General features: G+C 71.0%; 22 protein-coding genes and 1 pseudogene. 7 read left to right on the forward strand and 16 right to left on the reverse strand.

Translation table 11 applies throughout. The features are described from left to right. Nucleotides 1–27: 27 nt before the first annotated feature. Complete coding sequence (locus tag ACZ4RZ_RS09230; RefSeq protein ID WP_467743350.1) at nt 28–1899, reverse strand: FUSC family protein; 1872 nt, start codon at nt 1897–1899, stop codon at nt 28–30. Between the two features lie 234 nt (nt 1900–2133). Here ACZ4RZ_RS09230 and ACZ4RZ_RS09235 point away from each other — a divergent pair. Continuing rightward, nucleotides 2134–2484: pseudogene (locus ACZ4RZ_RS09235) on the forward strand (ATP-binding protein); the annotation flags it as partial. 81 nt (nt 2485–2565) lie between these two features. Here the strand turns inward: ACZ4RZ_RS09235 and ACZ4RZ_RS09240 are convergent. Both ACZ4RZ_RS09240 and ACZ4RZ_RS09245 read right to left on the reverse strand, forming a co-directional pair. After that, the gene (locus ACZ4RZ_RS09240) at nt 2566–3021 is read right to left on the reverse strand and encodes a hypothetical protein (protein ID WP_467743687.1); all 456 of its coding nucleotides are present in this window, start codon (nt 3019–3021) and stop codon (nt 2566–2568) included. Between the two features lie 49 nt (nt 3022–3070). Continuing rightward, nucleotides 3071–4255, reverse strand: coding sequence for an amidase domain-containing protein (locus ACZ4RZ_RS09245; protein WP_467743351.1), 1185 nt, complete (start codon nt 4253–4255; stop codon nt 3071–3073). An 819-nt stretch (nt 4256–5074) separates the two neighbouring features. Between ACZ4RZ_RS09245 and ACZ4RZ_RS09250 the strand changes: the two genes are divergently transcribed. Further along, the gene (locus ACZ4RZ_RS09250; protein ID WP_467743352.1) at nt 5075–5530 is read left to right on the forward strand and encodes a RidA family protein; all 456 of its coding nucleotides are present in this window, start codon (nt 5075–5077) and stop codon (nt 5528–5530) included. A gap of 56 nt (nt 5531–5586) precedes the next feature. On the opposite strand, the gene ACZ4RZ_RS09255 is transcribed toward ACZ4RZ_RS09250, so the two are convergent. After that, nucleotides 5587–5928: a DUF6228 family protein gene (locus ACZ4RZ_RS09255; protein WP_467743353.1), complete on the reverse strand. Its 342-nt coding sequence runs from the start codon at nt 5926–5928 to the stop codon at nt 5587–5589. Between the two features lie 142 nt (nt 5929–6070). Then, nucleotides 6071–7024, reverse strand: coding sequence for an SDR family NAD(P)-dependent oxidoreductase (locus ACZ4RZ_RS09260; protein ID WP_467743354.1), 954 nt, complete (start codon nt 7022–7024; stop codon nt 6071–6073). 249 nt (nt 7025–7273) lie between these two features. On the opposite strand from ACZ4RZ_RS09260, the gene ACZ4RZ_RS09265 reads away from it, so the two are divergent. Then, entirely contained in the window at nt 7274–7567 is a 294-nt protein-coding gene (locus tag ACZ4RZ_RS09265; protein WP_467743355.1) for an NAD(P)H-binding protein, read from the forward strand. A gap of 167 nt (nt 7568–7734) precedes the next feature. On the opposite strand, the gene ACZ4RZ_RS09270 is transcribed toward ACZ4RZ_RS09265, so the two are convergent. Then, nucleotides 7735–10248, reverse strand: coding sequence for a flippase-like domain-containing protein (locus tag ACZ4RZ_RS09270; protein WP_467743356.1), 2514 nt, complete (start codon nt 10246–10248; stop codon nt 7735–7737). A gap of 272 nt (nt 10249–10520) precedes the next feature. Here ACZ4RZ_RS09270 and ACZ4RZ_RS09275 point away from each other — a divergent pair, with 272 nt between their 5' ends. Next, complete coding sequence (locus tag ACZ4RZ_RS09275; protein WP_467743357.1) at nt 10521–11072, forward strand: HdeD family acid-resistance protein; 552 nt, start codon at nt 10521–10523, stop codon at nt 11070–11072. A 103-nt stretch (nt 11073–11175) separates the two neighbouring features. Here the strand turns inward: ACZ4RZ_RS09275 and ACZ4RZ_RS09280 are convergent, their stop codons facing one another. Together ACZ4RZ_RS09280 and ACZ4RZ_RS09285 are read right to left on the reverse strand one after the other, a co-directional pair. Further along, nucleotides 11176–11913, reverse strand: a complete 738-nt coding sequence (locus tag ACZ4RZ_RS09280; protein ID WP_467743358.1) for an aspartate/glutamate racemase family protein — start codon at nt 11911–11913, stop codon at nt 11176–11178. Between the two features lie 2 nt (nt 11914–11915). Next, nucleotides 11916–13388 (reverse strand): NCS1 family nucleobase:cation symporter-1, encoded by a 1473-nt coding sequence (locus tag ACZ4RZ_RS09285; protein ID WP_467743359.1) that lies wholly within the window; start codon nt 13386–13388, stop codon nt 11916–11918. A 152-nt stretch (nt 13389–13540) separates the two neighbouring features. Here ACZ4RZ_RS09285 and ACZ4RZ_RS09290 point away from each other — a divergent pair, with 152 nt between their 5' ends. After that, nucleotides 13541–14218 (forward strand): GntR family transcriptional regulator, encoded by a 678-nt coding sequence (locus tag ACZ4RZ_RS09290; RefSeq protein WP_467743360.1) that lies wholly within the window; start codon nt 13541–13543, stop codon nt 14216–14218. A 149-nt stretch (nt 14219–14367) separates the two neighbouring features. On the opposite strand, the gene pip is transcribed toward ACZ4RZ_RS09290, so the two are convergent. Both pip and ACZ4RZ_RS09300 read right to left on the reverse strand, forming a co-directional pair. Continuing rightward, entirely contained in the window at nt 14368–15330 is a 963-nt protein-coding gene (gene pip, locus ACZ4RZ_RS09295; RefSeq protein ID WP_467743361.1) for a prolyl aminopeptidase, read from the reverse strand. A 9-nt stretch (nt 15331–15339) separates the two neighbouring features. Then, complete coding sequence (locus ACZ4RZ_RS09300) at nt 15340–16170, reverse strand: uracil-DNA glycosylase (RefSeq protein ID WP_467743362.1); 831 nt, start codon at nt 16168–16170, stop codon at nt 15340–15342. 310 nt (nt 16171–16480) lie between these two features. Here ACZ4RZ_RS09300 and ACZ4RZ_RS09305 point away from each other — a divergent pair, with 310 nt between their 5' ends. After that, on the forward strand, nt 16481–17056 hold the full coding sequence (locus tag ACZ4RZ_RS09305) for an RNA-binding S4 domain-containing protein (RefSeq protein WP_467743363.1): 576 nt from the start codon (nt 16481–16483) through the stop codon (nt 17054–17056). A 116-nt stretch (nt 17057–17172) separates the two neighbouring features. On the opposite strand, the gene ACZ4RZ_RS09310 is transcribed toward ACZ4RZ_RS09305, so the two are convergent. The 3 genes from ACZ4RZ_RS09310 to ACZ4RZ_RS09320 all read right to left on the reverse strand — a co-directional run bounded on the left by ACZ4RZ_RS09310 (nt 17173) and on the right by ACZ4RZ_RS09320 (nt 19662). Continuing rightward, complete coding sequence (locus tag ACZ4RZ_RS09310) at nt 17173–17613, reverse strand: DoxX family protein (protein WP_467743364.1); 441 nt, start codon at nt 17611–17613, stop codon at nt 17173–17175. Nucleotides 17614–17874: 261 nt separating this feature from the next. Then, nucleotides 17875–18564 (reverse strand): class I SAM-dependent methyltransferase, encoded by a 690-nt coding sequence (locus ACZ4RZ_RS09315; RefSeq protein WP_467743365.1) that lies wholly within the window; start codon nt 18562–18564, stop codon nt 17875–17877. A 69-nt stretch (nt 18565–18633) separates the two neighbouring features. Next, on the reverse strand, nt 18634–19662 hold the full coding sequence (locus tag ACZ4RZ_RS09320; RefSeq protein WP_467743366.1) for an acyltransferase domain-containing protein: 1029 nt from the start codon (nt 19660–19662) through the stop codon (nt 18634–18636). A gap of 51 nt (nt 19663–19713) precedes the next feature. On the opposite strand from ACZ4RZ_RS09320, the gene ACZ4RZ_RS09325 reads away from it, so the two are divergent. Next, a complete protein-coding gene (locus tag ACZ4RZ_RS09325) occupies nt 19714–20010 on the forward strand; it encodes a DUF6343 family protein (protein ID WP_467743367.1) in 297 nt (98 codons plus the stop codon). A gap of 7 nt (nt 20011–20017) precedes the next feature. On the opposite strand, the gene ACZ4RZ_RS09330 is transcribed toward ACZ4RZ_RS09325, so the two are convergent. The 3 genes from ACZ4RZ_RS09330 to ACZ4RZ_RS09340 form a co-directional block, all read right to left on the reverse strand. Further along, nucleotides 20018–20398 (reverse strand): tetratricopeptide repeat protein, encoded by a 381-nt coding sequence (locus ACZ4RZ_RS09330; RefSeq protein ID WP_467743368.1) that lies wholly within the window; start codon nt 20396–20398, stop codon nt 20018–20020. Between the two features lie 50 nt (nt 20399–20448). Further along, nucleotides 20449–21057 (reverse strand): dephospho-CoA kinase, encoded by a 609-nt coding sequence (gene coaE, locus ACZ4RZ_RS09335; RefSeq protein ID WP_467743369.1) that lies wholly within the window; start codon nt 21055–21057, stop codon nt 20449–20451. A gap of 88 nt (nt 21058–21145) precedes the next feature. Continuing rightward, entirely contained in the window at nt 21146–22084 is a 939-nt protein-coding gene (locus tag ACZ4RZ_RS09340) for a PAC2 family protein (RefSeq protein ID WP_467743370.1), read from the reverse strand. Nucleotides 22085–22187 lie beyond the last annotated feature (103 nt).

Below are 22187 nucleotides of genomic sequence, written 5' to 3' on the forward strand. Positions count from 1 at the left end.
CCGTTGGTGCGGGCGAGCCCGTGCGGGTCAGACGGCGATGGGGAGTTGGGGCGACCTGGACATCATCAGCCCCGCCCGCTCCCGGCGCTCGGCGAGCTCGTCGAGGAGTTCGGCGATCCGCTCGGTGTGGTGGGGTGTGAGCCGCCCGGTGTCGTCGAGCTGGACGGCGCACGCGGTGGTCGTGTCCACGAGCCTTTCGAGGGTGGCCGCGACCTCGCCCGTGCCCTCGGCATGCCTTGCCAGGGAGGGGAGTTCGGCGGCGGCGAGGTCGATCGCGGCGCGGGCCTCGGCCAGCGCCCGATAGGCCTCGCGACGCAGCAACCAGCGGCCGGCCCGGTCCTCCGCCGTACCGTCGCTCAGCACATGTGCGAGATAGGCGTCCGCGGCCTCCGCGGCACGCACGAGCCGCGCCCGCACCGTCCCGCCAGGCTGCCCGAGCGCCGGCAGATGCCCCACGAGCAGCACGATCCCGCAGGCCAGCAGCGTCTCGCCGATCCGGCTCCAGGAGGCCTGCGGCTCCCCTCCCACCATGACGAGCGCGAGCACGAGGACGGTGACGACGGCGGTCTGCGCGGCGAAGTGCCGCGTGGCCACGGGGATCAGGGCGCCGCAGACCGCCACCAGCGCGATGAGTCCGGCCGGCCGCGGCAGCAGCGCCGCGAGCCCCGCGAAGACGACCGCGCCGAGCACGGTCCCCGCCGCCCGGCAGAGCACACGCGAAGCGAGCGGCCCGAGATCGGGCTTGACGAGGAAGACGGCGGTGGCGGGGAGCCAGTACCAGTGCGAGTGGTTCCCGTACCAGCGGGCCTGATGCAGGGCCTGCGCCACGGCCGCGCTGGCGCCGAAGCACAGCGCGACCCGAAGCCCGTACTCGCGCCCTCCGGAGCCGAGCGCGGTACGTATGAGGGATGCGGCGGTACGGCGCCGGGTGTGCAGGGCGTCCGAGGCGCCGCCCCGGTCGAAGGTGTCGGCTGCGTGCAGCAGCGCGTCGTCGAGGGCGCGCAGCGCGGGGGCGGACCGGGAGGGCGCGGGCACCGGCCCCGTGTGGGTGCCGGTGCGGACGGCGACCGCCAGTCGCCGCGGCCCTTCCGCCGCCCGCGCGGGCACCGCCTCGCCCGCCCAGGCGAGCGCCGTCGCGGCCTCGGCGAGCGGCAACGCGGCGGCGTACTGCGCGTGCAGCCGCCGCTCGGCGGCGGAACTGGCGTACCGCCGCAGCCGGGGCCCGGCGAGCGCGTCCTGCGCGTGATCGAGCGCGGCGGTCAGCGCGACGCGCCGCACACTCGCGTCCGGCCCCCCGGCGGCTACCAGCAACTCGGCGATGGCGTCGTACACGGCCCCGACGGCGTCCCGCTCCCCGTCGAACCGATAGTCCCCGGCGGTGACCCCGGTCGTCGGCAGCGCGAGCCGCAGCGCAAGGAGCCAGCTCGCCCCTGAGAGAAAGAAGACCGCACGCTGCCAGCCCGGTTCGGGAAGCGGCATCCCTGCCCCAATGGCCGAGGCGACCAGCAACTGCGTCCCGGCCCCGGAGGCGACGGGCCCGACGGCGCTGACGGCTCCGGCGACGAGCCCGAGTCCGGTGAGGAGGAGGGTGAGCACCACGGCAGTGACATGCTGTCCGGCATACGCCCCGACGAGCAGCCCGGCGGCCCCGGCGAGGGCGGGCACCCCCAGCCTCCGGACGGCAGCCCGCCGACTCCCCGGCCGGTCGTTGATCCCGGCGAGCATGGCACCGAGCGCGGCGACGACTCCGAGGGAGGTACGACCGCTCAGCACAGCCGCGAGAAGCAACGGCCCGGCGGCCAGCGCACCGCGCACCACCGCACTCCAGGGCACAGGCCCGCGCTGCGCGCGCAGGGCATGGGCGAGCCAGGGCGGTACGGCGACGCTGGGGAGTGACACGGGGCTCCAGTCGGACGAGGGCGGGCGGAGTGCCTTCGGGCGACGTCGGCCGGGCTGTGGTGTCCACGTTAGATCGAGGATCTGGAGAAAACGGGGCGTGTGTATTTCGGCGGTGTGACGCTTGGCAGGGATGCCGCTTTCTTTATGAACGCAATCAAGGGCGTGCCCGATCAGGCAGGACCGGGGCCGGGTGTCCCTCAGCCGCAACGCACAGTGGTCGCCCACGAAATCGCGATGCGGTTCACATCGACCCCACGCGGCGCACGACTCGCCCGCCGCCTCATCGCGCACCGCCTGCACGAGTGGGGCCACCCGTACACGTCACCCGCCAACGGGACCGTCACCCTGATCACGGCGGAGCTCACCGCGAACACCGTCCGGCACGGCCATGTCCCCGGTCGCGACTTCCACCTCCGCCTCGCCGCGACCGGCGGCGTCTTACGGGTCGAAGTCACCGACACGCTGGCCGAGCGACTCACCGCCCCGGGCGCGCCGAGCCCGGACGGGGAGTCCGGCCGCGGCCTCCTCCTCGTCGACGCCCTCGCCGACGACTGGGGTGTCGCCCCGCGCCGCGCCGCCCCCGGCAAGACCGTGTGGGCGGAGGTGCGCCTCCCCGCGCCGGCGGGCACAGCCTCAACACGGCGCGGGGAGGCTGCTTCCGTGGTGTCAGGAAGCGGGCTTGTCGGTCGAGGAGGACTCCTTGCCCTTCCCGTTCGGCTGGTGGGTGAAGACGGCCAGGTGCCACACCCCCTTCTCCCGTGTCACCGTGAAGGTGTCGCGCAGGGACTTGCCCGCCTTGCCCTCGGCGAGAAGGCGGGCCGACCCGGTGTCAGGACCCATGTCGTGGTCGATCTGGACGTCCTTGATCTTCCATTCCCGCCCGCCCCTGTCCGCGAGGATCTGCGCGGCCTCCTGTCGCGACCAGCCCTCGTCCTTGACCCCGCCAACCTTGATCAGACCGGTGGCGCTGCGGGAGTTGAGGGCGTCCACGTAGGCCTCGACGGCGTCGCGTGCCCCGTCGGAGGATGCCGAGTGGGAGGGTTCGGCCTTGTCGTCATGGGTCGAGCAGCCGGTGGCGACGGCCAGGGCGGCCAGCACGGCCAAGAGTCGTCGACGTTCCACAGCGCGCTCCTTGTTCATCTGCGGGTTCTCCTGTGGGGGTGGCAGCCTGTCAGGTGCGGTGTGCGTACCACCAGGCACGAGGGTGGTCGGACAGGAGCTTGCGCAGGCTTTTGTTGTGGGTGTCGCCGGTGTGGTAGGTCAGGTACGGCGTGCCCTGGTACTTCTTCGTGACGATCATCGAGTGGTCGATGTTGTTGTTGCGGGTCCAGTCCGCCTGGAGCACGTCCGACTTGGCCAGCTGCCACACGTTGCCCAGGATCTTGGTTCTCTTCGCGTGCTTCTTCGCGAACCAGTACCAGTTCTCGGCGCCCGCCCAGGTGTAGCTGGTGAAGACCTTCGCCGGCCCGTAGAACCAGTACTTGTTACTGGTCCGCTGGATGAGGGCGCCCCCCTTGGGGCCCCAACCGCCGGCCAGCATCGCCTGGGAGATGAAGTTCGTGCAGTCGTTGCCGTAGGTCCGGTACGCGCCGTTGTGGTGGTCCCAGTACTTGTCGGCGTAGGCCACCATCTTGTTGTAGCTGTAGGCGGCCGAGATCCCCGGCTTGACGGTGTCGGACGCGCCGCTGTCGGGCAGCGGGGTGGTGTCGGCCGCGTCGTCCTTGCCGCCCTCGTCCTCATCCGGTGCGCCGCCCCCGTCGTCGGCGGCGGACTCGGCGTCCGTGTCGGCCACCTGCGTCGTCGGAGTAGGCCCGCCCTCCACGTCGGCGTTGTCCGACGACAGCAGCCACGCGCCGTCGGATCCCTGGGTGAACTTCACGGTGTGCGGGAGCGAGAGTTCCTCGTACTCCGGCGCGCCCTCTTCGACCTCCTGGGCCGTGAACGGCAACCGGAGACGGGTGTGTTCGGTCAGCCGAAGCGTCGCCGTCCCGCCGTCGACGGTCGTGTCGTCGACCTTCACGTCGACCTGCGCCTGCGTGTAGCCGCCGTCGACCTCCTTGTACCGCCTGCCCTTCTCGGCGAGCGCGGCGAGGTCGTCCCGCGTCTGGGCGGCCATGGCCCCAGTGGCCCGGACGTGGGCGAGCGCGGCCCGAGCCGTGGGCGGAGACGTGGTCAGCATGTCGGCCCGCTGTTGCAGATAGCCCTCGACGAGCCCGGCCAGTGCCGAGGTGTCCGCGCTCGCCGAGGCCGGCACGGCAGCGGAAGCGGGCTGGGCGCCGGCCGGTATACCGACGAGCGCGAGAGTCGCCGCGGCTGTGGCCGCGACGACGACGTGTCTGTGGTGCGCGATGCGCATGGAACCCCCTGTGCTCACGAGCCGACTGGTCGGGTCAGCCTGCGTGTCAGAGATCCCACTCGAACGAGGCGTTCCCGTGTGGCGGTTTCTTGATCCCGGAATGTCCGATTCCCTGTAGTCGAGCCGCGGCGGTCAGCAGTTCCGAATGAGCATCGAGAAGCGCCCGCTTTGGCTCTGCCGACCGCCCGGACCAGCACCGCCGCGCGCAGGACCGCCCTGGTTGCGGTGGCGGTGACGGGTCGGCGTGTGATCCAGGGCGTCGGCCGCGTCGAGGAGGGTGCCCGGCTTCGCTGCACCGGAGTTCGGTGCGGGTGTGGGCGGTGACGGGGCCCGGCAGGCCCGATGACCAGTAAGGGGCGTGATGCGATGTCGGTTAGCGACGTGGTGGACGGTGCGGGACACGACGAACCTCCGCGGGGCCGCCGGAATTTCCGGCGTGGCCCGGTAGAAGTCCGCGGCGCTGAAACGTCCTCAGTGCTTGGTACGCAGGGGGTGAGGATGGGGGTGGGCGGCGGCGGTGTCGAGTCAATGTCCACCGACCCCCGACGGCGATTCTTCGGACTCACCGACGCCCCGGCAGCATTACACGCGCTAGGCGCGCTCGGCGTCCGTCCTCGGCGCGCTCGGCGCGCTCGACGCGCTCGACGCGCTCGACGCGCTCGACGCGCGCTCGGCGTGCTCAGCGTGCTCGGCGCGCGCTCGGCGTCCTTGGCCTGCTCGGCGCGCTCGGTGCGAAATTCAGATGCAGGGCCAGTCACCCCACCCGCATCATCAGCAGGTTGCAGCCAGGCCCGAAGTCGAAGACCCCCAGGAGCCGTCATGGTCCAGCGCGTCACCGTCCCCAGCCTCTTCACTCCGCCCGTCTACTCCCATGCGTCCGTCGTCGAGGCCGGTACCAAGCTGGCGTTCCTCGCCGGGTCCGTGCCCCTCGACGCCGACGGGAAGATAGTCGGCGAGGGCGATCCCGTACGGCAGGCCGAGCAGGTGCTGGCCAATCTCGACGAGCAACTGCGGGCGGTCGGCAGCGACATGGCGCACGTCGTGTCGACGGACGTGTACGTCGTCGGCAGTGAGCCGGCGGTCCTCTCCGCGGTCTGGGATGTCGTCGAGGCGTCAGGGCTCAGCATCGGCCCGCACTCGTCGACGCTGATCGGGGTGGCCTGCCTCGGGTACACCGGTCAGCTCGTGGAGATCACGGCAACCGCCGTCGTGCCGGTGCCCGAGCCGGCGCACGTGTCCGAGCTCGCGCACGTGTCCGCGCCCGACCGCGCCTAGGCAGTTTCGTTTGGCTCATCGGGCGGACCAGAGGTCGGTCACGCGCATGTCGGTCGTCACCGCGGCTCCCCGCTGAGGAAGTGACGGACATCGGCCGCGAGGGAAGTCATTTGCTCACCTGCCTCCAGCCAGTTGGTTACCGAGGCGGCCCAACCCCCGGCGGCGCTTGGCCAGGGACGCAGCATCCACGTCAGCCCGATGTAACCGCCTGACCGGAAGACGGCCGACACCGCCGGGTCCCTGTCGTCGGTCTCCCAGCTCCGTTCGCCGTCCCATCCCCGGTAGTCCGAAGCCAGTTCTTCCAGGAACCGGGCGAGACTGCTGCCCCGGGCCCAGGCCACCACCTCGCCGGCGCGAGCGGTCAGGCCAGGAGCCCGCAGTTCGACGGCACAGTGCACAGAGTCTTCGTCAAAGCTGAAGCGGTCGGCAGAATCTCACGCCGACGGACGAGTTGTCCCGGCAACGGATGGTCACGCCAGGCTCATCGTCAATGCCGTGTTCTGGGGAACTCATGGGCGGAAATGCTAGGCCAGCGTGGCTCTACCGTGGCTCGAAGCTCGGGTGGACGCCCGTCATCTCGCAGCTGGCACCCCACAGGTGTGCCGCGGTGACGGCGTCGGCGAAGTGTCCCCGGACGGGCTCGAGCCGCGGCTTGCCGCGCAGGCCGAGGACCTGCGGTCCCCACAGCTGCCCTCCCCTCACCCCCGGGTCGAGGACGGCCCGCACCACGGGCCATGCACCGGCGTCCTTGCCCTGAACCAGCAGGCCGGCAGGCAGGCCGCACAGGCGGTCGGCGGCACTTCGCACGTGCACCGGCAGCCGGGAGGGGGTAAGAGAGTCCAGCGCGCCGCCAGGATGCGCCACCAGACTCACCACGGTGCTGCCGGCCACTCGCAGGCGGCGGTCGAGCTCGAATCCGAAGGACATCTGCGCCAGTTTCGAGCGCCCGTAGGTGCGCTTGGGCTGGTAGTCCCGGGTGGACTGCAGGTCGTTCAGGTCCAGTCGCTCGGAACGCGCCGCGAAGCTGCCGACCGTCACGATGCGGCCCGCCGGTGAGGCCGACAGCAGAGGCGCCAGCCACCCGGTCAGCGCGAAGTGGCCGAGATGGTTCGTCCCGAACATGACCTCGTGGCCGTCCTTGGTCTCACGCCGCGGTGGGTCGTCGAGGGCCACCCCGGCGTTGTGGACCACGGCGTCCAGGCGGTCCAGCCCCAGCGAGTCCACCGCGGTTCTGAGGGACGCCAGGTCGGCGAGGTCCAGCTGAAGATGACGTACTCGGGCATCGGGGACGCGGGACCGGATCGAGGCCATGGCGGCCTGGGCCTTCGCCGGATCCCGGCTGCCCAGTACGACCGTGGCACCGGACCCGGCGAGCTGCTCCGCGACGAAATAGCCGATGCCCGCGTTGCCGCCGGTGACCAGGAAGGTACTGGCATCAGCACGCGGCAGACGATGAACGTCCCACGACGGAGGCTGGGATACCGATGACGACATGCGCGGCTCCTGGTGCACGGGACGACGGGACGGGTGAACGGCGCCCACGCGCTCCTCGGGCGTGCGCCCCGCCTCAACCCCTCGCCCAAGGTCGCAGCGGCGATCGACAGATCACCTACAACTCGCCGACAGCCCCGACAGTCCGTCGACAACCCGGCGGGTGGGTGCGTTCTTCCGCATGTCACAAATGTCCGGGGCCGTCTCGTCTCAAGGGTGAGAGTCGATTCTGGAATCAGGAAGGTGATGGTTGTGCGGGTGTTTGTGGCAGGCGGGACCGGGGTCCTGGGGCGGCGGCTGGTGCCGCAGCTCGTGGCCAGGGGCCACCAGGTGACGGCTACAACGACGAGCGCGGCCAAGGTGGACTTGCTGAAGCAGCTGGGCGCGGAGGCTGTCGTGATGGACGGGCTCGATGCGGTGTCGGTCGGTGAGGCCGTGGCCGTGGCCCGGCCGGACGCGATCGTGCACCAGATGACCGCGATCGCCGGCAAGCCCGATCTGACGGGACTTGGAGCGTCGCCTTCCATGAGAAGAACGGCAAGGTAAAGGGCCAACCTGCACGCTGAGCACGGACCCCGCCCACAAGTCATTCACCTGCCATTGAGTCGGGCACCGCTGGGCGGTGCGGCACTCTCGGACACGGCCTGCCACCGCCGGTCAGGCCGGCCGTGGCAGGCCAAGATTGCACCGGGCCGACGTGGGCGGCCATGGCATCACACATAACCCCGGCGCTGCACGAAGCCCAGGGCCAGGGCGCCCAGCGGGACATTCAGCCAGAAGGTGAGTAGCCGGTAGACCAGTACGGCCGAGGTGGCCGCGCCCGCTGCGACGCCGAGCGCGGTCAGGGCGGCGATGAGGCCGGCTTCGAGGGCACCGAGTCCACCGGGGACGGGAGCCGCGTTGGCGACGAGGCGGGCCGCCATGTAGACGGCGCCGACCTGGACGAAGGGAAGCTCGCCGCCCAGCGCGTGGACGCTCAGCGCGAGACCGACGATCTGGATGAGGGGCAGGCCCAGCGCGCCGATGACACCGACGGTGAGCTTGGCGGGGTCGGACGCGATCCCGGCCACGGTCGACGCGGCCGCGCGCAGGAATGGCCACACCTTGTCGCGCAGGAAGCGCCGGCCGGGCGGGGTGAGTCCGAGCAGCCCCCCTGCCGCGAGCGTCAGGGTGATGGTCGGCAGCACATACCGGCCCGTGGGCAGGTGCAGATGCACTCCGGCATGGTGCTGTCCCGCCCACGCGAAGAACACGGCGGCGACAATGACGTTGGAGACCGCACCGGCCAGACTCTGGAGCCCGACGGAGGCCGTCGCAGCCCCGGTCTCGATCCCCGTCTTCTGCAAATACCGCAGGTCGAGCGCCATGCCGCCGACATTGCTCGGGGTGATCCGGTTGAGGAACGAGCTGGCGAACTGCACCACGTACGTGGGCCGGAACGGGAGCCGGCCGGGGATCGTGCCCAGTTGCAGGCAGGTCGAGAACGCCTGGGAGATGAAGGTGACGGGCAGCACGGCGAGCACCCACCACCAGTTGGCGTCGCGCAACGCATCGACCGCCGCCGGGAAGCCGGCGAGCTGCGGAAGCACGAGATGGAGCACGAGGAACGCTCCGACGAGGCCCAGGACGCTCTTCCAGGTGAAGCGCGCGAGGTGCGCCGGCGGAGTCGGTGGTGCGCCACCGGCCGTCGTGACCTCGGCGGCCAGATCGCGCAACAGGCTCGGCCGGCCGCCGGGGCGGAGCGTGCGCCGCTTGCCCTCCTGCTGCGCCGCCCGCGCGGCGGCCTGGTCGTACCGTGCGACCTGGCGTCGGGCGGGGCCGAGCAGCGCGAGCGGTTGCAGGTAGGGCAGGGCGGTCGCCAGCAGCTGCGGGCCGAGGCCGGCCAGCGCGCTCTCGGTGGCGCGGTGCGGGCCGACGCGTGTCGCGGTCGTGGCCAGCAGCTGAGCGATGTCACCACCGAGCACGTCGGGCGGGGCGCCCAGCCGGGCACTTGCGAAAGCGGTGAGCCGGGAGGCACCGTCCGGTTCGACGAGGACGTGCTCCGGGCGCAGCGCCCGATGTCCCAGCCGGTGCTCCTGGAGGCGGGCCACGGAGGTCCACATTCCGGTGAGCACCTGGTCGGTGATCTCCTCATCCGCGAACGCGGACAGGGGCCGGGCGTCCCGCTCGATGGTGACCAGGAGCGCGCCGCTCCCGGCCACCGGGTACGCGATCACCGGCTCGGCGACCCAGGCGCCGGTGCGGGCCGCGAAGACGAGCATGAGCAGTTCGTGTTCGACCGCCCCGAGCGGTGACTGCGCACCCGCGTCGGCCGGGTGCCGCAGCAAAATCCGCCCGGCGAGCCGGTGGAACAGATCGCGGCCCCGGTCCTCGGCAGCGAGAACCCGTACCGTGAGCCGCGCACCGGCAGTGGTCTCGGCGGCGTAGAGGATCCCCTCGCCGGGAAGCTGCTCGGCCGAGGACATCTCACGCAAGGCGGCGACCGGAATCCCGCAGGCGACCAGCGCGTCGGCGACCGCCTGGGGCACCGGGCGGTCCGCCGGGCCTCCGGCCAGCACCAGCACGGCCGAACCCGCCACGCCGCCCATGGCCAGCGCGGCGACCGCGTCCAGCGGCACCAGGGCGGCGGCCGCGACGCTCAATCCCGCGCACGCGGCGATCAGCCACCACAACGCCGGCCGCCACCGCGGTCCCAGCCAGGGACCGGCGGTGACGACCGCCGCCGTGCATGCCGCCAGGTACACCGCCGACGGCCAGCCTGCGTGTACCAGCCCGCCCCGGCCGGCCAGCACCTCCGGCCACAGCTCCGGCCTGCTGTGTGCGAAGGCCACATGGGTGAGCAACCACGCGATCAGCGCGCCCAGGACCGTCCCGGGCACGATCCGCAATATCGCGTCGATCCGCCGCTGTACGACCAGGACGACCAGGGCCACCGCTGGTGCGAGCACGGCGACAACCTGCACCGTCCCGACGAGGCCGTCCCGCAGGCCCCCCGGCAGCGCGGTCGCCGCGGTGAGCAGCCCCTGCTGCACGGTCCGCGCGAACTGGCGCGTCGCCACCGCCAGCAGAACCGTCACCACCAGCACGGCGGTGGACACCAGCAGCCACCACAGGTCGGCCGCCCTGCGCACGTCACGCGCAGGCGGCGCATCGATCACCGGCGCCGCCGCGTCTGCCACTGTGTCGACGGCGTCCGAGGGCAGGGGGATGCCCAGTCGTTCCCTCACAGCATCCATCCTCCCGCGACGGCACGGTCCGGGCTTGCGTCAGATGACTGCATCGCTCTACAGACCGTGCCTGGGCACGCCAGCGACCCGGACCGCGGGGCGGCGTCCCGCAGCTGAGGTACGGAAGGCAGTCGGATGACGGATCGCGGTTCCGGACGGCGGCTCTAGCGTTCGAGTCGCACAACACGGCCATCGGACAAGGTCGGGCACGCCACCGCGCATCCCTCGCCTCGTGTCAGGCACGAGGCGCCACCCACCTGCGGAAGGTCATCATGCTCAGTTCGCCCAACACGCTGCTCTGGCAAGGTCTGCTGGCGGTCGCCATCGGAATGGTCACCGTCGCGTGGCCTGGCATCACCATCGGTGCCGTCGTCATCCTCTTCGCCGTCTACGCGTTCATCGCCGCTGCCACGGACGGTGCGCGGGCCTTCAGCAGTGACCGGGTGGGCCCGGTCCTCGGCTGGCTACTGCTGGCCCTGCTGTCGGTCGCGGCCGGCGTGGGCGCGCTGGCCTGGCCCGGCGTCACGGCCCTCGCCCTCACGATCTGGATCGGTGCGTGGGCGCTGGCGACCGGTGCCATGGAGATCGGTCTGGCGTTCCAGCGAGGGGAGAAGCCGGGCGAGCGCGCCTTGTTCGTGCTGAGCGGCCTGGTGTCGGTCGCGCTGGCCTTCGTGCTGTTCGTCCGGCCCGACATAGGCGCGGTCTCCCTGGCCACCGTCTTCGGGCTGTTCAGCATCGTCTACGGCATCTCGGGCATCTTCGCGTCCTTCCAGGCGCGGCGCGTCCTCAAGGACGTCGGCGGTACCGGTCCTGTGAGCGTCTGAACCGGACGACACGGCACGCGGCCCGCGACGCGCCTGCCACACCTGGCCGGACCTCACGTGAGGTCCGGCCAGGCTTCCCGACGGAGGCGATCCCCCGGTCGCATCACCCCGACCGGGGTGAGCGCCCGGCCCCGAGGGAACCCCAAGTCCGCCGCTTGGCCAACGGCCGCGCATACCCCCCCGCCCGACTCGTCGTCAGCCTCAGCGACACCAGCGACTCCGCGAGCTTGACTGCCGCGGCCACCCCGTCGACGACGGGCAGCCCCAGCTTCTCCCCCACCGCCCGCTGCAGCCCGGTCATCCCCGCGCAGCCCAGGACGAGCACCTCGGAGCCGGCCTCCACCGCGCGTTCGGCAGCCGCGACGAACGCCTCCTCCGTGCGTTGCGCGTCGCCGAGGTCGAGGACGCCGAGGCCGGTGCCGACGACGGCGGCGCAGTTGCGAGCCACCCCGGCCGACTCCAGGCTGTCCTCGATCTGCCCGCACGACCGCTCCAGCGTGGTGACGACGCCGTACCGGCGGCCGAGGAGGCACGCGAGGTGAGCCGCCGCCTCGGTGATGTCGACGACGGGGACGTCCACCAACTCCCGTGCGCCCTCGCGTCCGTGTTCTCCGAACCCGGCCATGACCACGGCGTCGTACGGACCCTCGTACGTCCGCAGGGTGTCGAGGACGGCCGCCGCCGAGAGATAGCTGTCGAGCCAGCCCTCCGCGGACTCCGGTCCCCAGGCCGGGGTGAGTCCGAGCACGGTGGTGCCCGGGCCTGCGGCGGCCCGGGCACCTCGTACGATCTCCTCGGTCATCCCCTGCGTCGTATTGCAGTTGGTGACGACGATGCGCACGCTCAGCCCTCCACAGGGACGGGGACCGGTTGCAGGGCGGCACGCTCTGCGCGGCACAGCACCGCGTACAGTCCGGCCGCCAGCGCCGTCCCGATGAACCAGGAGTACGGGGCCACGTCGCTGAAGGCCTTCACCAGGGCGAGGACCGCGGCCACCGCCGCGGAGGGCAGGAAGGCCCACAGCGCCTTGGGGTTGACGCCCTTGCGGTAGTAGTACCGCGATCCCGGCTGGGCGTTGAAGAGCTGCTCCACGTCGACGCGGCCACGCTTGACCCAGTAGTAGTCCAGCATGATCACGCCGAACAGCGGTCCCAGGAAGGCGCCGAGGCCGCCGAGGAAGTAGTTGACGACGGTGGGGTTGGAGAAGAGGTTCCAGGGGGTCACGACCAGTGCGGCGACCGTGCTGATCATGCCGCCGACCTTGAAGGTGATCTTCTGCGGCCAGACGTTGGCGAGGTCGTACGCCGGGGAGACGAAGTTGGCGACGATGTTGACGCCCATGGTGGCGATGGCGAAGGTCAGGGCGCCGAGGACCAGGATCCAGGTGTTGCCGACCTTGGCGACGAGCAGTGCCGGGTCGGTGATGGCCTCGCCGAACGCCTCGATGGAGCCCGCGGTGACGATGACCGACACGATCACGAAGGCCGTGGAGTTGATGGGCAGGCCCCAGAAATTGCCGCGCTTGACCGTCTTGTAGCTGGGCGCGAACCGCGAGAAGTCGCAGAAGTTGAGCATCAGCGTGCCGTAGGTGGCGAGGATGAGCCCGACCGCGCCGAACCACTGCCGCCACTGCTCCCCCACCGAAACCGGGTGCGGGGTCGAGGTGAGCGAGATGCTCCAGCCGGCCTTGGCGAGGACCCAGATGGCCAGCGCGATCATCACGAGCCAGATGGCCGGACCGCAGAAGTCCTGGAACTTGCGGACCGACTCCATGCCCTGGCTGATGATCATCGCCTGGATCAGCCACAGCGCGAGGAAGGACGTCCAGCCGAGCGCGTCCAGGCCGAGGAAGGAGTGGTGGGTCCACGACTCCAGGCCCGGCCAGGCGGCGAGCAGCATGACGTTGACGGCGACCGAGGCCAGATAGGTCTGGATGCCGTACCACATGATGGCGATGATCGCCCTGATCAGCGCGGGGATGTTGGCGCCCCAGACGCCGAAGCTGATGCGGCTCACGACGGGGAAGGGCACGCCGGTGCGCTGTCCGATGCGGCCCATCAGGTTCATGCCGCCGTAGATGAGCACGAAGCCGACGAGGAGCGAGGTGAAGATCTGCCAGACGTTCATGCCGAGGACCAACAGACCTGCGGCGAAGGTGTAGTTGCCGAGGTTGTGGACGTCGGACATCCACATGGCGAAGAGGTCGAAGACCTTCCAGTTGCGCTTCTCGGCGGGCGCGAGGTCTTCGTTGGTGAGCCGGGGGTCGGGGACGAACGCTGGTGCGCCGGTGGCTTCGGCACTGTCGGCGAGGGACACGGGGCCTCCATGGGCGAGGGGACGGGGGGCGGCCTTATGGAGCGTGTTTGGTATACCAAACTGCTCTCATGGTCCCTCCGTCAACCGTTCTGACCGATGTCCGTGCAGTTACGGCTCCGTAAAACACCCCCGGAGTCGGCGAAGATGGCCCCATGACGAAGATCGAACCCCTCGGCGCGGAACGGGAGCCCCTCGGCGCAGTGCGTGAGCGCGTCCTGGCCGCGCTGCGGCAGGAGATCATCGCCGGGCGGCTGCGCCCCGGCGACCGCCTGGTGGAGCGCGAGCTGGCCGAGCGTTACGGGGTCTCCCGGGTACCGGTCCGCGAGGCGATCCGTGCGCTGGTCGCCGAGGGATTCGTTCTCTTCGAGACGCCGCGTCGCACCGTCGTACGCCGCCTGACTCCGACCGACGTCAAGGAACTCTTCGAACTGCGCGAGGCCCTGGAGGTCTACGCGGCCGGACTCGCCGCGTCCCGCGCCACGGCGGAAGCCCTCGCGGAACTGGAAGAGCTGCTCGACCGTGCGGCGACCGCCACCCACGCGGACGACGCGGAGGCGATCACCGACATCAACACCCGCTTCCACGACCGCATCCTGGCCATGGCGGGCAACAACCTGCTGATCTCCGTCATGGAGCCGGTCGACGGCCGACTGCGCTGGCTCACCCGGCAGAACGAGGAGTGGCCCCAACTTCTCACCGAACACCGAGAGTTGTACGAGTCCATCGCGTCCGGCGACCCGGAGCGGGCCCGCGCGCACGCGCTCGCGCACGTCCAGGCCAACTACCGCTCGACGGTGCGACACCTCTTCGGGGACGCACAACTCCCCTGATGGGTCGCGCGCACCTGCTCCCGTCAGCGGATCGCGTATGTGCTCGTCAGCGAGCCCCGCACAGGCCTTGGTCAGCAAGCCGCGGTGCACATGCCTAGGTCAGAGAGCTGCTCACGTGCCCTCGTCGGAGAGCCGCGCATACGCCCTCGTCAACGAGCCGCGTACTTGTCCGTAGCCGCCACGAGCACGTCCACCACCCCCGGAGCCCCCGCGTTGTGGCCCACGTCGTCGACGACGACCAACTCACTGCCGGGCCAGGCATGGTGGAGGCGCCAGACGATGCCCAGCAGATTTCCGAAGTCGAGGCTGCCCTGGACCAGCGTGCCGGGGATGCCCTTGAGCAGGGGTGCGTCGCGCAGGACCACGCCCTCGTCGTTGCCGTCCCCCAGGAAGTGGTCGTTGCCCCAGTAGTGCGTGACCGTGCGGGCGAAGCCCATGCGGAAAGCCGGGTCCTCGTAGCGCTGTACGGACCGCGGCGGCGCGGGAACGATCGCCGTCTCCCAGTCGGTCCAGGCGCGTGCCGCCCGGGCCCGCACCTCCGGGTCGGGCGACTCGATCAGCCTGCTGTACGCGGCCGCGAGGTTCCCGTCGCGCTCGTCCTCGGGCAGCTCGGCGAGGAACCGCTCGAAGGCCTCGGGGAAGATCTGGCCAAGTCCCCTGGTCAGCAGGGCAACTTCGGCGTTCGAACCGGTGGTGACCCCGGTCAGCACCAGTTCGGACACGGCGCCCGGATGCGTCTGCGCGTACCGCAGCCCCAGCGCCGACCCCCACGAGACCCCCCACACCAGCCACCGGTCGATGCCCAAGTGGCCACGCAGCAGCTCCAGGTCCCGGATCACATGGGCCGTCGTATTGACGCTCATGTCCGTCTCGTACGCGCTCGCGCTGGGTGTGGAGCGGCCGGCTCCGCGCTGGTCGAGCAGGACGATGCGGTACGCCTCCGGGTCGCAGTACCGCCGGTACCAGGCACCGCACCCCGAGCCGGGGCCGCCGTGCAGCATCACCGCGGGCTTGCCGCGCGGGTTGCCGCAGACCTCCCAGTACACGCGGTTGCCGTCGCCGACGTCGAGCATTCCGTGGTCGTACGGTTCGATCTCCGGATAGAGGCCCATCGCGCGAGGCTAGCCCGCGCACGTCCGTGTCGTCAGCCCGGCCGCCCGAGCCGCCGTACTCAGTACGTCCCGCAGCATGGCGGGAGTCAGCCGCCCGGTGAAGGTGTTCCGCTGGCTCACGTGAAAGCACCCGAAGAGTTCGAGCCCGTCCAGGGACACATGGGCTCCGTGCGCGAAGGCGGGCCGTGGCCGGGGCACGGTCCATCCCGCTTCGGCGAGCGCGGGCAACGCGGCCTGCCACCCGAAGGCCCCGAGCACCACCACCGCCCGCAACGTGGGCCTCAGCAGCTCCAGCTCCCGTACGAGCCAGGGCCGACAGGTGTCCCGTTCCGCGGGCGTCGGCCTGTTGGCGGGCGGGGCGCAGTGCACGGGCGAGCTGACGCGTACGCCGTACAGTTCAAGGCCGTCGTCGGCGGCCACCGACGTGGGCTGCGACGCGAGACCCACGTCGTGCAGCGCCGCGTAGAGCACGGCTCCGGACCGGTCCCCCGTGAACATCCGCCCGGTCCGGTTTCCGCCGTGCGCGGCGGGTGCGAGTCCGACGATGAGCAGCGAGGCGTCGGCCGGTCCGAAGCCCGGGACCGGGCGGCCCCAGTACGTCTGGTCGGCGAAGGCGGCGCGCTTGGTGCGGGCCACCTCCTCGCGCCATGCGACGAGGCGCGGACAGGCCCGGCACCCGGTGATCCGCGCGTCCAGTTCGGCGAGGCCCCTGCCGTTCGGACCATTGCCGTCCAGACCCCTGCGCTCCGGGCCGCTGCCGTCCAGACCCCTGCCCTCCGGGCCGCTGCCGTCCAGACCCCTGCCCTCCAGGCCGCTGCCGTCCAGACCCCTGCTGTCCATGGCTTCACCGTACGACCGGACAGCCACGGGCACGACTACGTCATCACCGCCCCCGCCGCCACGAACCCGCAGATCAGCAGGAAGCGGATCGCGAGGAGCGGCCAGATGAAGCTCAGGTACTTGTCGTAGCCGACCTTGGCCAAAACCACACCGGCGACGGTCACCGCTGTCGTCGGGACAGTCTCAGGGCTCCGAGGGCCGTCGCGTCCGCGGTGGTCCGTGCGGGGGGGCCGTGCGGCGATCCCTGCCGTGCTTCGTGCGAGGGAAAATCCACCCGGCGTCCCGGGCCGCGGGGACTAAAGTCGAGGGCATGGCTTCTCAGGGTGCTGACGGGGAGAAGAAGGGCACGGGTGCCGGAGGTGCGCGTAGCTCTGGTGACGCGGTGGCCGAGGCCGCCGGTCCGGCGGGCGGCGAGAGCGTGCGCGTCGACAGCTGGATCTGGTCCGTCCGTCTCGTCAAGACCCGCTCGATGGGCGCCACCGCCTGCCGGGGCGGTCATGTCCGGGTGAACGGCGAGCGCGTCAAGCCCGCGTACGCCGTGCGCGTCGGGGACGAGGTACGGCTGCGGCACGACGGCCGGGAACGGGTCGTCGTCGTGAAGCGGGTGATCCGCAAGCGGGTCGGCGCGCCCATCGCCGCCGAGTGCTACGTCGACAACAGCCCGCCGCCCCCGCCGCGCGAGGCCGTCGCCCCTGCCGGTATCCGCGACCGGGGTGCGGGGCGCCCGACCAAGCGGGACCGGCGTGAGCTGGAACGCTTGCGGGGGCTGGCCGCCGGGTCCTCCGGCTTCTCCGGGTCCGCCGGCCCGCCCGGCGTCTCTGGGTCCTCTAGCTCCTCCGGCTCGTCTCGCTCCTCCGGCCGCGAGCGTGGTCCCGGCGGCGCCTGAAGTACGGGCGGCCGGGACGTCGAGGCGCCGGAGCGCCGATTCCGCAGCCGTACGACGTCGAGGGCTCCCCCTGATCGATACGGGGGGAGCCCTCCGGCCTGCACTGCCTACGGCCGTCACGCCCGTCGGCGTACCAGGCGGAGCAGTTCCGTGGTGTGACTCCGCCGGGCCCACGCGATCAGGGCGAGCGGCAGGATCAGGATCAGCGGGGTCGCCACGTACGGGCCGTGGATGACGGTGACGTTCACGATGAACGCGCCGACCATCAGCGCGCTGAGCGCCACCGCCGCCACGGAGTCCAGCAGCGGGACCAGCAGGGCGATGCCTCCGGCGAGTTCGAGTGCGCCAATGATGTACATGCCCGTGTGGCCCCAGCCGAGCTTGTCGAAGGACTCGACGGCCGACGGGTGCGCGATCAGCTTGGGCAGCGCGCTCGCGATCGCGTAGAAGAGACCGAGGACGATCTGCAGCGCGGTCAGGGAGATGCGGGCGCGGCGGATGCGGGGGGTGCCGGTGGCGGGGGAGACGGCGGTGACGGGGGCGGTGGTGTCGGACATGGGGGTCTCCTGTGTGAGCGGTAACTGTTGCTTTCACAGAGGTAGACCGGGCGGGCCGGCGGAACTCATCGGTGCGGGGCGGGATTTGTTTCGCGCCCTCCGCCCCTACCCGTCCCGTACCTGGAGGGGCCCCCGAACCCCCCTCGCGCTTCGCGCTCGTCCTCAAACGCCGGACGGGCTCGATGATCCCAGCCCTGGCTCAATGGTTCGGCCCGTCCACGCACCGCCTTCACCGCGCCAGTCAGCCCGTCACCACACAGCTCACCCCCTCACCGCCCTCACCCACACCCCGTCCTCCGTCAAGTACCGATCCACCCTCAGCCCCGCTTCCCCCAGCGCCTCCTCGAACTCGTCCTTCGTCAAGGGCCGGGCCTGGAAGGTCTGGGTCCACGTGGCATCGGGGAACTCGTACTCCGCGCGGACCGAGTTCACCCCGTCGTCCACCGGCTCCGCCGACACGATCCGTACGGTGAAACCGGAGGGGTCGACCCGCTCGCGGGGCACGTTCGTGTGATAGTCCGCCCCCTCACGCTGGATCAACACGCAGCCGTCCTCGGCCACATAGCGGGCGCACGTCTCCAGCAACGCCCGCCGTACCGCGGTGTCTGCGGTGTGGACGAGGAACGACGCGAGCATCACGACGTCGAACGTCTCGCCCAGATCGAGGTCCTCGATCGTGCTGCGTATCGTGCGCGCTCCGCGGACCCTCTCCAGCATCTCGGCGGACTCGTCCACGGCGGTGATCGTGAACCCGCGCTCCAGGAGTGGGTGGGTCATCCGTCCCACCCCGCTGCCCAGTTCCAGGATGCGCGCGCCCGCGGGCACTGCCGCAGTGATGATGTCCGGCTCGTCCCCGATGGGCAGGCGCGCGTAGAGCTCGACCGCGCAGCCGTCCGGTGTGATGGCACCGGGTCCGGTTCCCTCGTGTCCCTGACGCTTCTCGATCCTCATATCCGTCCAACGGACCGCCCTCTTCGGCCCGTTCCCATCCCACAGCCATTCACCCGTTCGAGTGGCGAGCTACAGTGCGAACCATCCCTGCCCGCCGTACCAGTGCCCGCCCGCGCGCAGATGGTCCCCCACCGCCCGCTCGACGCTGTTGCGCCGGGGCAGCTCGTCCACCGGCAGCTCAGGATCACCGAAGACGAAACCGACCGGCACCCCGTCGTCCGGGGTCTTCTCCCCGTACGCGGCCTCGAAGCGGTCCTGGAAGCGGATGATGTTGGACTCGGCCGACAGATACCGCTTGAGCTGCGGGTCGAGCAGCCAGGAGTGGCACACGGCGACGTCGTAGCGCTCGTCGGGGTAGTGGCGGGCGAAGAACTCCCGTGCCAGCGCGAGCGACCGGTCGCAGGCGGCGGGTGACAGCGGGCCGCGGAAGTCGGTGATGTGCAGGCTCAGGCAGGGGTCGCCGGGGCCCAGGCCCAGGCCCGCCGCCACGACGGCCGCACCCGTGTGCCGGCCCAGTCGCGCCCGCTGGAACTGCAGTCGGCCCAGCTGGAAGAGCTCGCCATGGAAGTGCAGGGCGATCCACCAGGGGAACAGCAACCCCGGCGAACCGACCCGTCTGTAGTGCACGGCCACATGCCGGCCGAGGTCGGCGAGGGTGCGTCGGGACACGTCCTCCGGGACGCCGCGCTCCCGGTGATAGGCGCGCACATACGGAAGCGCCGCGATGAAGACGTACACATGGAAGCAGCGCCCCAGCGCCCCCGTCGACGCGGGGAACGCGGGCGGCTCCCAGCCCTTTCCTATCTCTCCCATGTCCCGTACGAAGCGTCCGACGCAGCGCGAGAGGAGCGTCATCGCCTCCGGGTCCGCCGCGAACCGGGCGCGCAGCGCGACAAGTTCATTGATGTGCTCGTGGGCCACGGTCAGGTCGAGCAGGACGTCGGGCAGCTCGTCCGCGGCCGGAAGCACCGCTTCCACCCGGGGCGCGCCCTCGCTCTCCAGGTCCCTCAGCCACTCCGCGAGCCTCGCGTCCGCCCGCAGTGCCTCCAGCAGCACCGTCGCCTCCCCCGTCGGTCGTCGGTCCGACCGCTCTCCCATGGTGAACGTGCACCACGAAGAGTACGTTTCCCAGTAGGAGTAGTGATCCCGATGCGTACCGGCAGTGAACCGACGACAGCGCGCAGTGCTCTGCGGCTGCGTTTCTGGCTGAGCCTCTGGGGTCTGATCTGGGCGATCTTCGGGACGACCGCGTTCGCCCTGGCCGGGCGGCCCGGATGGGCGGCCGCGTGCGGCGTGCTGTGGCTCATCGTCACCGTGGACATGACCATGATCCTGCGGCACATCCACCAGGGGCCGCACTACCAGCCGGGCCCCGACGTCCCGCCCTACTCGCCGCCGGACAGCCGCCCCCCGCCGTACCGGCCGAGGCAGCACCGGCTTCCTTAACCGAGCGTCACGTCTCGAAACGCGCCGCTTCCAGATACTGCGGTTTCGGGTCGAGCGCCGCCGCCAGCCTGAAGTGCCGCTTCGCCTGCTCGGGGCGGCGCTGGCGCTCATAGGTGCGGGCGAGCGCGAAGTGCGCGAACGCGTTGTCCGGCTCGCGCTCCAGGACGATCGTGAACTCCAGCTCGGCGGGGCGCAGTTGCGCGGCGGCGAAGAAGGCACGCGCGCGCAGCAGCCGGGCTGCCGTGTTCTCCGGATGCGCGGCGATGACTGAGTCGAGCAGCTTCACCGCGCCCCGCGGATCCCGCGCGGCGAGCAGTCGCTCGGCGGCGCGGAAGTCGATGACATGCGTCTCCGGAGTACGTCCGGTCGAACCGCTGGTCTCGGGCACGGCAGACTCCTTCCCTCACTCCAAGGGTTCAACGCCCCCACAGGGGGCCGCTATTCCTGGGGCCGGTGGGCCTTACGGACGAGATCGGCCCATACATCCCGTACGCGCCGCTCCAACTCCTCCAGGGGTACGTCGTTGTCGATGACGATGTCCGCGATCTCCAGGCGCTTCTCGCGCGGGGCCTGGGCGGCCATACGGGCACGGACGTCGTCCTCGGTCATGCCGCGCAGCCCTACGAGGCGCTCGAGCTGCGTTTCGGGGCTTGCGTCGACGACGATCACGAGGTCGTACAGCGGGGCGAGGCCGTTCTCGGCGAGCAGGGGCACGTCGTGTACGACGACGGCCTCGTCGGAGGCGGCGTCTTCGAGTTCGCGGGAGCGGGCGCCCACCAGAGGGTGCACGATCGAGTTGAGGACGGCGAGCTTTTGAGGGTCGGCGAAGACGATCGAGCCCAGCTTGGGCCGGTCCAGGCTGCCGTCCGGCGCGAGCACGTCCTCGCCGAAGGCGTCGACGACCGCCGCGAGCCCGGGAGTTCCGGGCGCGACGACCTCCCGTGCGATCCTGTCCGCGTCGATCAGCACCGCGCCGTGCCCGACAAGCAGCCGCGACACTTCGCTCTTGCCGGCGCCGATACCACCGGTCAGGCCCACCTTCAGCATGCCCAGCAGCTTAGGGCCTGCCACTGACAGGCCCTTCGACAGGGAGCCCTGGAACAAGGGCTAGGCGTCGCCCTGCCCTGGAACAGGGCTAGGCGTCGCCCTCCCGCTCCGCCAGGAACCGCTCGAACTCCAGGCCGATCTCGTCCGCCGACGGGATGTCCACCGGTTCAGCGAGCATGTTGCCCCGCGTCTCGGCGCCCGCCGCGGCGTCGTACTGGTGCTCAAGGCCCTGGACGAGGGCGACGAGCTCTTCGTCGCCCTCCTGGATCTGGCGGTCGATCTCCGTCTGCGTCCGGTGCGCCTCCGTGCGCAGCGAGTGCGCGATGGCGGGGAGAACCAGGCCAGTCGCGGCCGTAATGGACTCCAGAACGGTCAGCGCGGCGTCCGGGTACGGGGAACGGGCGATGTAGTGCGGCACGTGCGCGGCGACGCCGAGGACGTCGTGTCCGGCCTCCATGAGGCGGTACTCGACTAGGGACTCGGCGCTTCCGGGGACCTGCGCCTCGTCGAAGGGGCTGCGGTGGCCGGGCACCAGCTCGGTGCGGTTGCCGTGCGGGGTGAGGCCCACGGGGCGCGTGTGCGGGACGCCCATGGGGATGCCGTGGAAGTTCACGGAAAGGCGGACGCCGAGCCGCTCCACGATCTGCTGGACTGCGGCGGCGAAGCGCTCCCACTCCACGTCCGGCTCGGGGCCGGACAGCAACAGGAAGGGCGCTCCCGTCGCGTCCTGCACGAGGCGTACGTCGAGCGTGGGCTCTTCGTAGTCGGTCCAGCGGTCGCGCTTGAACGTCAGCAGCGGGCGCCGGGCCCGGTAGTCCACGAGCCGGTCGTGGTCGAAGCGTGCCACGACCTGGTGGGGCAGCGAGTCGAGCAGCCGGTCGACGATCTGGTCGCCGGTTTCGCCCGCGTCGATGTATCCGTCGAAGTGGTAGAGCATGACAAGACCGGCCGACTCCTGGGCGAGCGCCATGTCGACAACGGCCAAGCCCTTCGGCTCCCATGCGTACAAACCCTGCGGATCAAGCACTGTGACCGCTCCTCCTCGTGTTCGTACTGCACAACGTGGTGCGGAGCGCGGGCATTCCCGCCCGCGCTCCGCACCGCCGCCTCCTGCCGACTTCTCAGCCGCC

It is taken from the genome of Streptomyces sp. NPDC027189 (assembly GCF_055566975.1).

Excerpts from the sequence above, each read along its gene's own strand:
- ACZ4RZ_RS09290 (WP_467743360.1), top strand. The coding sequence starts at position 13,541 with ATGACGAAGATCGAACCCCTCGGCGCGGAACGGGAGCCCCTCGGCGCA.
- ACZ4RZ_RS09305 (WP_467743363.1), top strand. The coding sequence starts at position 16,481 with ATGGCTTCTCAGGGTGCTGACGGGGAGAAGAAGGGCACGGGTGCCGGA.
- ACZ4RZ_RS09315 (WP_467743365.1), bottom strand. The coding sequence starts at position 18,564 with ATGAGGATCGAGAAGCGTCAGGGACACGAGGGAACCGGACCCGGTGCC.
- ACZ4RZ_RS09260 (WP_467743354.1), bottom strand. The coding sequence starts at position 7,024 with ATGTCGTCATCGGTATCCCAGCCTCCGTCGTGGGACGTTCATCGTCTG.
- pip (WP_467743361.1), bottom strand. The coding sequence starts at position 15,330 with ATGGGCCTCTATCCGGAGATCGAACCGTACGACCACGGAATGCTCGAC.
- ACZ4RZ_RS09310 (WP_467743364.1), bottom strand. The coding sequence starts at position 17,613 with ATGTCCGACACCACCGCCCCCGTCACCGCCGTCTCCCCCGCCACCGGC.
- ACZ4RZ_RS09250 (WP_467743352.1), top strand. The coding sequence starts at position 5,075 with ATGGTCCAGCGCGTCACCGTCCCCAGCCTCTTCACTCCGCCCGTCTAC.
- ACZ4RZ_RS09245 (WP_467743351.1), bottom strand. The coding sequence starts at position 4,255 with ATGCGCATCGCGCACCACAGACACGTCGTCGTCGCGGCCACAGCCGCG.
- coaE (WP_467743369.1), bottom strand. The coding sequence starts at position 21,057 with ATGCTGAAGGTGGGCCTGACCGGTGGTATCGGCGCCGGCAAGAGCGAA.
- ACZ4RZ_RS09300 (WP_467743362.1), bottom strand. The coding sequence starts at position 16,170 with ATGGACAGCAGGGGTCTGGACGGCAGCGGCCTGGAGGGCAGGGGTCTG.
- ACZ4RZ_RS09325 (WP_467743367.1), top strand. The coding sequence starts at position 19,714 with ATGCGTACCGGCAGTGAACCGACGACAGCGCGCAGTGCTCTGCGGCTG.
- ACZ4RZ_RS09320 (WP_467743366.1), bottom strand. The coding sequence starts at position 19,662 with ATGGGAGAGCGGTCGGACCGACGACCGACGGGGGAGGCGACGGTGCTG.
- ACZ4RZ_RS09275 (WP_467743357.1), top strand. The coding sequence starts at position 10,521 with ATGCTCAGTTCGCCCAACACGCTGCTCTGGCAAGGTCTGCTGGCGGTC.